Source organism: Shigella dysenteriae, assembly GCF_022354085.1.
GTDB classification, from domain to species: Bacteria; Pseudomonadota; Gammaproteobacteria; order Enterobacterales; family Enterobacteriaceae; genus Escherichia; species Escherichia coli.
Genome location: NZ_CP055055.1, coordinates 3,017,372 through 3,030,536 on the forward strand (window position 1 = coordinate 3,017,372; position 13,165 = coordinate 3,030,536).

Genomic DNA, 13,165 nt, shown 5'->3' on the forward strand with positions numbered 1-13,165 from the left:
CAGGGATGCAGAATGAGACACTTTATCTATCAGGACGAAAAATCACATAAATTCTGGGCGGTTGAGCAACAGGATAATGAGCTTCATATTAGATGGGGTAAAGTCGGTACTAACGGGCAAAGTCAGATAAAAAGTTTTTCAGATGCTGCTGCAGCGGCAAAAGCGGAGCTTAAGCTGATCGCAGAGAAAACGAAAAAAGGCTATGTGGAAAATGCTTCAGCAAACGTGCATATCTCCCCCATCACCAAAGCCACTCCTGAAGTTGAAACTTCCCCTGAGAGTAAAAACCAACGCCCGTGGCTGGCTGATGATGCAGTTATTCCGGTAACTGACGATATTAACCGATTTGCTTTTCCTCATCGCTCTCGCCCCAGAGAGATCAATTATCTGCGCAAAGACGGTGAGATATGGAAGCGTATTGCAGATAACACCAGGGCATATGATCCCGACAACAATTACCGAGCTTATCCAGAAAACTGGCAGCAGGCTTTTGCTGAGTTACAAATGCGAATTCTGGGTAATCAACAGACAGGGAGTGTGCAATCTGATGCAGCATTGCTCTGGAGTTTTTGGAACTCTTACTCTGCAGATGAACTGGTCGATGACTTAGTCATTCGCTGTGGTCTGGAAAGCGCCGTTGAAATCGTCCTTTTTGCCCTTCAACTCAAATATAAACCAGTAAAAGGCGCAGTAACCACCATCATTCCACCTAATCACGAAGCAGAATCGCTACCTAGTTGGCATCAACGTCTATGTCATCATCTTTCACTCGCTTCAGAAGATGAGTGGCAACGCTGTGTAGATAAAGTACTCACCGCCATTCCGACGCTATCCCCCGCACGGCAACCTTTTGCGGCGTTACTGCTCCCTGAACGCCCGGATATCGCCCATGCTATAGCTCTACGCTATGCAGACCAAAACGTCCCGGCGATGACCTGGTTAAGACTGGTGATAACCGATGATACTGCTCTGAGTACAGTGGAAAGATACGACTTCCCACCGTTGTATCGTGATTTTCGTAATTTTCGCGCTTATCTGGCAATGTTGTTGGCAAATAATGGGGTGCGCGGTGTAAGCCGGATACTTCTTGAGTTTACGGAAGACCATTCTGACAATCCCACTTATCTCTTCGAACGCATCAGCGAGACTGAAAATCTTGTCAAATGGCTATGGAAAACGAATCACCCGGATGCGATTCAAATTCTGATCCTCGGTGTAAATGGCAAGAAAAAGCACCTGGAATACTTAAGCAAAGCCTGCCAAAAACATCCTGCTGCGGCTATTGCCGCTTATGCTACTTTGCTGGCAATACATGTAAATAAAGAGTGGCGTAAAGCGCTTGTCAAACTGATTACCGCCACGCCAGAGTTAGTATGCGACGTCATTCCCTGGGTTAATGCTAAAGCGGCAGGCATCTTATCTGAATGTCGTCCGCAGCCAGTAGCTGAAGAATGTGAATATGCCACTGTGGATATGTTGCCGGAGCTGCTTGTTTCGCCGCCCTGGATGACCAAAGAGAAAAAGAAAAATACGCCTGTGTTTGATCTTCCAGTGCTTCCAGTTCCTTCTGTTTCTGATGTCACTCCAGAGATTACCAAAAAACTGACCCGTACTTACCTTGTCACCCACTTCCAGCAAATAGCCCAACAGCAGGCGACAAAACAAACGTTGTTTACCGACCTGCCGCCGATCAAAAAAGCAAGCTGGGAGAAACACTTAATACCGCTTACACCGGAGCAACAAATACTGTGGCATCTTGGTTTTGAAAAATGGCGGGAAAGCGGAGAAAAAATATACGAAAAAATTCCGGCGCCACAAAGCGCCGTTGATGCCCTGCTACGCTTCGATTTTCCAGCACTCAATGCTGAATTTGTGCAATATCATAACAATGCATACAAAAGCTGGAATCTCATTGCCCTCTGTTACCTGCCTGGTCAACAGGCCATTTCTTTTCTTAACCAGATAGTCAAAGAAGATAACTACTCTGGTGAGGGAAATATTCTGGCAATTTTTGGTAGCGCCGCCATACCTGCATTTATGGCCTGCCTGCAACGTGATCCACGACGTCTGTGCTTCTTCCCCTTTTTCCTCGGTGTCAGTGAACTGGCCTTACCGATGGCGCAACAATTACAGAAAAAAATGTCTTATGAAGATGCGCGAAACTGGCTAACTGATTATCCACGCCATGCCGCCGCCGGGCTACTTCCTGTGGCCCTGGGCAAAAAAGGAAAAGATCGTGATTGTGCCCGCCAGGCGCTTCGTCTGCTGGTGAATTTAAACCAGCGAGAAACGATTGAGGAAATCGCGCAAGGATATAATCAACCTGATGTTTTAGCTGCGCTGGCAACATTGTTCGATAGCGACCCACTGGAAGAATATCCCGCTAAAATCGCCCCACTGTCCGGCTTTTATCAGTTCACCTTGTGGCGCAGACCACGGCTTAAAAGTAACAACCTGCCTCTGTCAGATGACGCTATGCGCCACCTCGGCACTATGCTGAGCTTTCCTCGCGACATTACCGCCTACGCTGGGCTGGATATCATTAGAGAAATCTTCACCCGCGAATCACTGGCTGAATTTGGCTGGGATCTGTATACCGCCTGGACAGAAGCTGGCGCACCCGCAAAAGAAAACTGGGCATTTACTTCGCTTGGGATTTTAGGCAATGACGACACCGCGCGTAAATTAACCCCGCTTATCCGCGCCTGGCCTGGGGAATCCCAGCATAAACGGGCGGTGTCCGGGCTGGATGTATTAGCTGATATTGGCAGCGATGTTGCGCTAATGCTGCTTAATGGCATCGCGCGAAAAATTAAATTCAAAGCATTACAGGAACATGCCCGCGAGAAAATCAACATAGTTGCTGAAAACCGTGGGCTGACTATGGCTGAAATGGAAGACCGCCTGGCTCCAGATTTAGGGCTTGATAGCAGTGGCTCGCTGATACTGGATTTCGGCCCACGTCAATTTACCGTTGGTTTTGACGAAACTTTAAAACCTGTAGTGCGCGACGCAAACGGCAAAGTCCTGAAAGATTTGCCCAAACCAAACCAGAGCGATGAAAAAACTCAGGCAACTGACGCGGTTAATCTCTTCAAACAGTTGAAAAAAGATGTACGCGCCATAGCCAGCCAGCAGATTGATCGTCTGGAACAGGCTATGTGCCAGCGCAGACGCTGGACGGCAGAGCAGTTCCGCCTGTTTCTGGTGGAGCATCCGCTGGTACGTCACTTAACCCGACGGCTGTTATGGGGGGTTTATAACGATGAAAACGCCCTTATCACCTGTTTTCGCGTGGCAGAAGACAGCACTTACAGCGATGCGCAGGATGAGTTATTCACGCTGCCAGCAGGAAACATCGGTATACCGCATGTGCTGGAAATCCCCCCTGAATCCGCCGCTGCATTCAGGCAAATTTACGTTGATTACGAACTGCTTCCCCCTTTCCAACAGCTCGAACGTGGTAGTTACCACCTTGCTGATAACGAACGTAATGTCCATGAATTGTCACGCTGGAACGGACGTCTCTGCCAGGCCGGACGCATTGTCGGGCTTGAACGCAGAGGCTGGCAACGTCTGGAAGAAAGCGGCAGCGTCTATGCGATGCGCAAATCTACCCCTTATGGTGCTCTCGAACTTGAAACAGAACCTTTTTCATTAATTTATGGCGAAACGGGGTATAGCGACCTGCTGCCTGTCGAAAGCGTAAAAATCACCGCCCCTTATGATCGCTATGGTAAACAATCCTCACCCACTTTCTCCGTGCTCGACGACATCACCGCCAGCGAGCTGATTAACGACATTGAATCACTGTTTGATTAAAAGGATTTAGCAATGAAAACCTATATTTATCAGGACGAAAAATCACATAAATTCTGGGCGGTGGAGCAGCAGAGAAACGAGCTGCATATCAACTGGGGCAAAGTCGGCACTAACGGGCAAAGTCAGGTAAAAAGCTTTGCTGATGCTGCGGCGGCAGAAAAAGCGGAACTGAAGCTGATTGCGGAGAAGGTGAAGAAGGGGTATGTGGAGCAAGTAGACGCTAACGCTCACTCACATGATGTCTCAGCAAAGAAAGTCCTGGTCACAGAGGAAAAAGCCTCAATAAATCACCAGGCAGCAACTAATGGTTTACCCTGGCTGGCAGACAACGATCCCATTATTCTTCCCCCGAATATTGCCCGCCATGCCCTCAGCCACCGCCTTTGGCCGGGAGAGCCAGTAAAAAAACCAACCAAACCCGAGAAACAAAATTTAATTTCCCGATTGGCAAATCGTACTTATCATTATTATAAAAATCTGACTTTCGATTACAGCTCATGCTCTGATGAATGGGCTGATGCGATTAGCCAGGCAATCAGCTTAATTAAGGCCCAAAAGACTGAGATACCCGCGCGTACTATGGCGGTACTTACTTTTCTGGAAATATGTTTTTGTCAGGGCTGGAATGATGAAACCTCATCCGAGTTGCTGGATGAAATTGTAAGCACCTTCGGTATCGAATACGCAACTGAAACTGTCATCTTCTGGTGGCAAATTGATTTCGATTTTGACTATAAAGATGAACATTTGACTTTCTTTATTAATTATGCAGATAGCAGCAAGGACAGTTATAGAAGGAATAACGACAAATTTAGTTTACGTCTGCGTAAACATTTATCACTAGCAGAAGAAGAAGTATGGCAAAATTGCATTGCAAAATTACTCGTTGCGTTACCAGATATATCACTCTATCGCCAACCGTTAATTGCCATTTTAATGCCAGAAATACCCGAAGTGGCCCATGAGATCGTACATCGTTTACACCAGGTCGCAGATGTTCCACAACTTGAAATGTTGAAACTGGTAGCGACAGATCCATTCACGCTCGAAATACTGGAGAACTATCAATACATTGATGTATTTAACACCTATGGTGCCAGTTGGTCAGCTACGGTATTACGGGAACAAGGTATAGCGGCACTGGCTCGCCTGGCTTCCTATGCTGAAGAAGATAATTGCGGTGACGTACTGAAATGTATTAATCATCCGTTGGCCATTACGGCACTCATCGAAGCCGCCGATACTAATAAACGCTGTTATGAACGACTAATAAAAAGTGCCGAAAATTTTCCTTCTGCCACGATAGCGGCATTAGCCGAAGCATTGGTAAAAAAAGATGATAAACGCAAACATACGTTGCTGGTTTCATTACTTAATGCAAATCCTTTATTGGTCGAAAAATTAGTCATCGGATTATCGTCGCAAGCGGCAAATTTATTGCAACAATGTCAGCAATTGCTGAATAGTCGCAATGAAGATTTTGCAAACTCAGAAATTCTACCAATGGTACTAGTCTCGCCGCCCTGGGAAACTCAAAATAAAAATAACGACAACAGTCCTGTGGGTAAATACCCGGCGAAAATCCCCCCTTTACCGTTGTTTTATCAACCTCCATTATGGACTCGCCCAAAACTCAAAAATAGCAGCAAGGTACTGCCAGATAACGCCCTCCTCCACCTCGGTGAAATGCTCCGCTTCCCTCAGGAAGAGGCGCTGTATCCGGGATTATTGCAGGTGAAAGATGCCTGTACCGCCGACTCACTGGCTGAATTTGCCTGGGATCTGTTTACCGCCTGGCTGACTACGGGTGCACCATCGAAAGAAAGCTGGGCGTTCACTGCGTTAGGTGTTCTCGGTAACGACGACACCGCTCGCAAACTGACGCCATTAATACGCGCCTGGCCTGGCGAATCTCAGCATAAACGCGCCACCGTTGGGTTGGATATTCTCGCCGCTATCGGTAGTGATATCGCTCTGATGCAGCTTAACGGCATTGCTCAGAAACTGAAATTCAAAGCTTTACAGGAGCGGGCGAAAGAGAAAATTGCCGACATTGCTGAAAGTCGCGAACTGACAGTGGAGGAGCTTGAAGATCGGTTAGCACCGGATCTCAGTCTGGATGATAACGGTTCGTTGCTGCTGGATTTCGGCCCACGCCAGTTCACCGTCAGCTTTGATGAAACCTTAAAACCGTTTGTGCGTGATGTTTCTGGCAGCCGTCTGAAAGACCTGCCCAAACCAAACAAAAGCGATGATGAATCACAGGCGAACGATGCTGTTAACCGCTACAAACTGCTGAAAAAAGATGCGCGTACCGTCGCCGCCCAGCAGGTGGCAAGGCTTGAATCCGCCATGTGCCTGCGCCGCCGCTGGTCGCCGGAAAACTTCCAACTCTTCCTGGTTGTGCATCCGCTGGTTCGCCACTTAACCCGCCGTCTGATTTGGGGCGTTTATAGCGCCGAAAACCAGCTGCAGGCTTGCTTTCGCGTAGCGGAAGATAACAGCTACAGCACCGCTGACGATGATCTTTTCACCCTGCCGGAAGGCGATATCTCTATCGGCATTCCTCACGTTCTGGAAATATCACCAACGGATGCTGCCGCCTTTGGTCAGCTTTTTGCCGACTACGAACTGCTACCACCGTTCCGTCAGCTTCACCGTAACAGTTACGCCCTGACAGAAGCCGAGCGCAACGCCAGCGAACTGACCCGCTGGGCAGGCAGAAAATGCCCGAGCGGTCGGGTAATGGGGCTGGCGAATAAAGGCTGGATAAAGGGCGAACCACAGGATGGAGGCTGGATCGGCTGGATGATCAAACCTCTGGGCCGCTGGTCGTTAATCATGGAAATCGATGAAGGCTTTGCGGTAGGCATGTCGCCAGCCGAACTGAGTGCCGAGCAACTCTTAAGCAAGCTGTGGCTATGGGAAGGCAAAGCGGAAAGCTATGGCTGGGGGAGTAATTCAACACAGGAAGCGCAGCTCTCCGTACTCGATGCCATCACCGCCAGCGAGCTAATTAACGATATTGAAGCCCTGTTTGAATAAGGAAAGAGCATGGACAAGGAATTACCGTGGCTGGCTGATAACGCCCAACTGGAACTGAAATATAAAAAGGGTAAAACACCACTCAGCCATCGCAATTGGCCGGGCGAACCAGTGCCTGTTATCACTGAAAGCATCATTCAGACACTGGGTGATGAATTGCTACAAAAAGCTGAGAAGAAAAAAAACATTGTCTGGCGTTATGAAAATTTTTCACTGGAGTGGCAGTCCGCCATCACGCAGGCCATCAACTTGATCGGCGAACACAAACCCTCAATCCCGGCCCGGACAATGGCGGCGCTAGCCTGTATCGCGCAAAATGACAGCCAACAGTTGCTCGACGAAATCGTCCAACAAGAGGGGCTGGAATATGCGACGGATGTAGTGATGGCGCGTCAGTGCATTGCGCGGCGTTATGAGAGTGACTCACTGGTCGTCACTTTGCAGTATCAGGACGAGGACTATGGCTACGGTTATGGCTCCGCGACCTATAACGATTTCGATCTCCGTTTGCGTAAGCATCTGTCGCTGGCAGAGGAAAGTTGCTGGCAGCGTTGTGCCGATAAACTCATTGCCGCACTGCCAGGAATATCCAAAATTCGCCGTCCTTTTATTGCGCTGATCCTCCCGGAAAAACCTGAAATAGCCAATGAACTCGCCAGTCTTGAAAGCTCCCGGTCAAGTCTCCATTCAAAGGAGTGGTTAAAGGTCGTTGCTACTGATAATACGGCGGTAAAAAAACTCGAACGATACTGGGGCCTGGACGTATTTAGCGATCGCGAAGCCAGCTACATGTCACAAGAAAACCGCTTCGGCTACGCGGCCTGCGCCTCCCTTTTGCGCGAACAAGGACTGGCAGCCGTTCCGCGCCTGGCAATGTATGCTCATAAAGAAGATTGCGGCAGTCTGCTGGTACAAATTAACCATCCGCAAGTCATCCGCACCTTGCTGTTAGTTGCTGATAAAAACAAACCCAGCCTGCAACGTGTGGCTAAATACAGTAAAAACTTCCCCCATGCGACGCTCGCCGCACTGGCAGAACTGCTGGCGTTAAAAGAACCACCAGCCCGCCCTGGTTATCCAATCATCGAAGACAAAAAGCTGCCTGCACAGCAAAAAGCTCGAGATGAATACTGGCGTACGCTGTTACAAACGCTGATGGCATCGCAGCCACAACTGGCAGCAGAAGTGATGCCGTGGTTAAGTACTCAAGCCAGGGTAGTGCTGAAGAGTTATTTATCGGCACTGCCAAAACCGGTTATTGATGGCACCGATAACAGCAATCTGCCTGAAATCCTCGTTTCACCACCGTGGCGTAGTAAGAAAAAAATGACAGCTCCACGTCTTGATTTGGCACCGCTCGAATTAACCCCGCAAGTTTACTGGCAACCAGGCGAACAAGAGTGGCTTGCCTCCACTGAGTCTGCCCGTTATTTCAGCACGGAATCTCTTGCGGAACGCATGGAACAAAAAAGTGGGCGAGTTGTATTACAGGAACTGGGTTTTGGGGATGATGTATGGCTGTTTCTGAATTATATACTCCCCGGAAAACTGGATGCTGCACGCAATTCACTCATTGTTCAGTGGCATTACTACCAGGGGCGGGTTGAAGAGATCCTGAATGGCTGGAACTCCCCGGAAGCACAATTAGCAGAACAGGCGCTCCGCAGCGGTCACATAGAAGCGTTAATTAACATATGGGAAAATGACAACTACTCACGTTATCGTCCGGAAAAGAGTGTCTGGAACCTGTATTTATTGGCACAGTTGCCGCGTGAGATGGCTTTGACCTTCTGGCTGCGTATCAATGAGAAAAAACATCTGTTCGCGGGTGAGGACTATTTTCTCAGTATCCTCGGGTTGGATGCGCTACCAGGTCTGATGTTGGCTTTTTTACATCGTCCAAAAGAAACATTTCCGTTAATTTTAAATTTTGGCGCAACAGAACTGGCCCTGCCCGTTGCCCGCGTCTGGCGACGTTTCGCGGTGCAGCGTGATCTGGCTCGCCAGTGGATTTTACATTGGCCGGAACATACGGCTACTGCACTTATCCCTCTTGTCTTCACCAAATCCAGCGATAATAGCGAAGCTGCATTACTTGCCCTGCGTTTACTTTACGAACAGGGACATGGTGAATTGCTGCAAACCGTGGCAAACCGCTGGCAGCGTACAGATGTATGGCCTGCCCTGGAGCATTTACTGAAACAGGGTCCAATGGACATTTACCCGGCACGCATTCCAAAAGCCCCTGATTTCTGGCATCCGGCAATGTGGTCCAGGCCGCGACTTATCACTAATAATCAGCCTGTTACCGATGACGCTCTGGAAATTATCGGCGAAATGCTGCGCTTTACCCAGGGCGGACGTTTTTATAGCGGTCTGGAACAACTGAAAACGTTTTGCCAGCCACAAACGCTGGCCGCTTTTGCCTGGGATCTCTTCACTGCGTGGCAACAAGCTGGTGCCCCCGCAAAAGACAACTGGGCATTTCTGGCGTTAAGTCTCTTTGGTGACGAAAGCACGGCTCGGGATCTGACGACACAGATCCTCGCCTGGCCACAAGAAGGCAAATCTGCCCGTGCTGTCATTGGTCTGAATATACTTACCTTGATGAATAATGATATGGCGCTGATACAGCTGCATCATGTATCACAACGGGCGAAATCCTCTTCATTACGTGAAAACGCAGCGGAATTTCTTCAGGTGGTCGCAGAAAATCGCGGGCTAAGCCAGGAAGAGTTAGCGGACAGATTAGTCCCAACACTGGGTCTTGATGATCCGCAGGCGTTGATTTTTGATTTTGGTCCCCGGCAGTTTACCGTTCGCTTCGATGAAAACCTCAACCCGGTTATCTTTGATCAACAAAACGTTCGCCAGAAAAGTGTTCCCCGGTTGCGTGCCGATGACGATCAACTGAAAGCGCCCGAGGCACTGGCCCGACTAAAAGGGCTAAAAAAAGATGCTACTCAGGTGAGCAAAAACCTGCTCCCGCGTCTTGAAGCTGCCCTACGTACCACCCGACGCTGGTCGCTGGCAGATTTTCATTCTCTGTTTGTTAATCATCCCTTTACCCGCCTGGTTACCCAGCGCTTAATATGGGGGGTTTATCCGGCAAATGAACCGCGTCGTTTACTCAACGCCTTTCGTGTGGCCGCAGAGGGGGAGTTCTGCAATGCGCAGGATGAGCCCATTGACCTTCCTGCGGATGCTCTGATTGGCATTGCCCACCCGTTAGAAATGACAGCAGAAATGCGCAGTGAATTTGCACAGCTTTTTGCCGATTACGAAATTATGCCGCCTTTTCGCCAGTTGTCGCGCCGCACGGTGCTGCTCACACCTGACGAGTCAACCAGTAACAGCCTGACTCGCTGGGAAGGTAAATCCGCTACCGTTGGGCAACTTATGGGAATGCGATACAAAGGCTGGGAGTCAGGCTATGAGGACGCATTTGTCTATGACCTGGGTGAGTACCGGCTGGTCCTTAAGTTTTCACCCGGTTTTAACCACTACAATGTTGATAGCAAAGCGCTAATGAGCTTCCGTTCTCTTCGAGTGTACCGTGACAATAAATCCGTCACTTTTGCCGAACTTGATGTGTTTGATTTGAGTGAGGCGTTAAGCGCACCTGACGTCAATTTCCATTAAAACACAGCGGGCAGTGATGCAACTGCCCGTTATTAACACGACTTACCAGCGGGGAAAGCGATGATCGTGCAAAAAGAGCTGGTTGCTATTTACGATTATGAGGTTCCTGTACCTGAAGATCCGTTTTCCTTCAGACTTGAGATCCATAAATGCTCTGAATTATTTACAGGTTCCGTCTATCGACTGGAGCGATTCCGGCTACATCCAACATTTCATCAACGTGATCGAGAAGATGCTGACCCGCTAATAAATGATGCGTTGATTTATATAAGAGATGAGTGTATTGATGAGCGGAAAATACGAGGTGAATCACCTGAAACTGTAATAGCAATTTTTAATCGTGAACTACAGAATATATTCATCCAACAAATAGAAAAATAGCTTTATTAAAGGGGGAAACGGTATTCCCCCTTAGATGCGTTTCAATTTGCCCGTTACTTCAACAAATCAATCAACCGTAACAGAGCCACTAATAACTCCAGTACGGCAATGAGCACGGTTAACTTTTGTGTCAGCGTGTCAATCCGCTCTCCTTATTAAGGAGCGCAACACCAGCACCTTACCCTTACACTGCCTGTCGATACTGGTTTACGTATGTTGGTACGAAACGTTGCTCTCCGGATCAGGGCACCGCCTGCGGCACCACCCGTCCGGCAGCCAGGACTTAAAATTGGTCCGATCCGGCACAACCTCCCAACGGGCAGGATTATAAATCTCACTCACTGAATTGCAATGGAGTGTGGATATGGTTATAATTTATTCGTTGGTACGAAATGTTGCACAATCAGCAAGTTAGCGTCACTATAGTAAATAAAAGAACCTGCCTCACCAGCAGGTTTTTTTATTTTCTGCGATCTACTTTCCAGATATTTTTTGCCAATAGCCCACCATAAATATTCACATCCCGGTCAAATGGTGCGTTGAATATAAAATCGATGAATTTATAAATAAAAATGAGTTATATGATGAATTAATAAAAACAGTAATCATTTTATTAAAGGGGGAAGCGGTTTTCCCCCTTAGATGCGTTTCAATTTGCCCGTTACTTCAACAAATCAATCAACCGTAACAGAGCGACTAATAGCTCCAGTACAGCAATGAGCACGGTTAACTTTTGTGTCAGCGTGTCCATCCGCTCTCCTTATTAAGGAGCGCAACACCAGCACCTTACCCTTACACTGCCTGTCGATACTGGTTTACGTATGTTGGACCACGATGTTGCACTCCGGATCAGGGCACCACCTGCAGCACCACCCGTCCGGTAGCCAGGACTTGAAATAGGTTCGATCCGGCGCAACGTCCCAACGGTCTGGATTATAAATCTCATTATCTTAATTGCAACGGGGTCCAGCCGTGGTTATAATTCGTTCGTTGGAACACGATGTTGCACAGGCTGTGGTGTTAGGCCTGAAAATAGTAAATAAAAGAACCTGCCTCACCAGCAGGTTTTTTTATTTACTGTGATCTGCTTTCCAGATATTTTTCGCTCAAACAACTAATGCGCCAAACATTTATTGCGCGTAAAATATCGTTTATTTCATTAATACATTTCAGGGATGAATATATGTCACCGCAGAATAATCATCTGCAGCGTCCGCCTGCTGCTGTGTTATACGCCGATGAACTGGCAAAATTAAAACAAAATGATACCGCACCTTGCCCGCCCGGTTGGCAGTTAAGTTTGCCTGCGGCCCGTGCTTTTATCCTTGGCGATAGCGCGCAAAATATTAGCCGTAAAGTAGTGATTAGTCCCTCCGCTGTCGAACGTATGTTAGTCACTCTTGCCACCGGACGCGGTTTGATGTTGGTGGGGGAACCTGGCACCGCAAAATCTCTCCTGTCTGAATTACTGGCAACCGCTATTAGCGGCGATGCCGGGTTAACCATCCAGGGCGGCGCATCTACTACCGAAGATCAAATCAAGTACGGCTGGAACTACGCCCTGCTTATCAATCATGGTCCATCAACGGAAGCGCTGGTCCCTGCCCCGCTTTACCAGGGAATGCGCGACGGCAAAATCGTCCGTTTTGAAGAGATAACGCGTACACCGCTGGAAGTGCAAGACTGTCTGTTAGGTATGCTTTCTGACAGGGTGATGACGGTGCCGGAACTCACTGGTGAAGCCAGTCAGCTCTATGCGCGAGAAGGCTTTAATATTATTGCCACTGCCAATACCCGCGATCGCGGCGTCAATGAAATGAGTGCTGCGCTAAAGCGTCGCTTCGATTTTGAAACTGTCTTTCCGATTATGGATTTCGCCCAGGAGCTGGAGCTTGTCGCCAGTGCTTCGGCGCGTTTGCTGGCCCATAGCGGTATTCCGCATAAAGTGCCTGACGCGGTACTGGAGTTACTGGTCCGCACCTTCCGCGATCTGCGTGCCAACGGCGAAAAGAAAACGTCAATGGATACACTAACAGCGATTATGTCCACGGCTGAAGCCGTGAACGTGGCCCACGCCGTGGGCGTCCGCGCCTGGTTTTTAGCGAATCGCGCGGGGGAGCCTGCCGACCTGGTGGACTGTATTGCCGGAACCATCGTCAAAGATAACGAAGGAGATCGCGCTCGTCTGCGCCGTTACTTCGAACAGCGTGTCGCCACACATAAAGAAGCTCACTGGCAGGCTTATTATCAAGCCCGCCACCGCCTGCCGTGAGGA

Annotated in this window: 5 protein-coding genes; all 5 read left to right on the forward strand. The window is 48.7% G+C overall.

Annotated features, from left to right (window positions below; translation table 11 throughout):
* The first annotated feature begins 12 nt into the window (after positions 1-12).
* The gene (locus HUZ68_RS25145; protein WP_023154461.1) at positions 13-3,822 is read left to right on the forward strand and encodes a DUF4132 domain-containing protein; all 3,810 of its coding nucleotides are present in this window, start codon (positions 13-15) and stop codon (positions 3,820-3,822) included.
* Positions 3,823-3,834: 12 nt separating this feature from the next.
* Complete coding sequence (locus tag HUZ68_RS14585) at positions 3,835-6,867, forward strand: DUF4132 domain-containing protein (RefSeq protein WP_021577697.1); 3,033 nt, start codon at positions 3,835-3,837, stop codon at positions 6,865-6,867.
* 9 nt (positions 6,868-6,876) lie between these two features.
* A complete protein-coding gene (yehI, locus tag HUZ68_RS14590) occupies positions 6,877-10,509 on the forward strand; it encodes a DUF4132 domain-containing protein YehI (protein WP_033815033.1) in 3,633 nt (1,210 codons plus the stop codon).
* 60 nt (positions 10,510-10,569) lie between these two features.
* Positions 10,570-10,890 carry a protein YehK gene (yehK, locus tag HUZ68_RS14595; protein WP_239593914.1) on the forward strand — a complete coding sequence of 107 codons (321 nt, stop codon included), beginning with the start codon at positions 10,570-10,572 and terminating at the stop codon, positions 10,888-10,890.
* 1,183 nt (positions 10,891-12,073) lie between these two features.
* Positions 12,074-13,162, forward strand: coding sequence for an ATP-binding protein (locus HUZ68_RS14600; protein WP_024257900.1), 1,089 nt, complete (start codon positions 12,074-12,076; stop codon positions 13,160-13,162).
* Positions 13,163-13,165 lie beyond the last annotated feature (3 nt).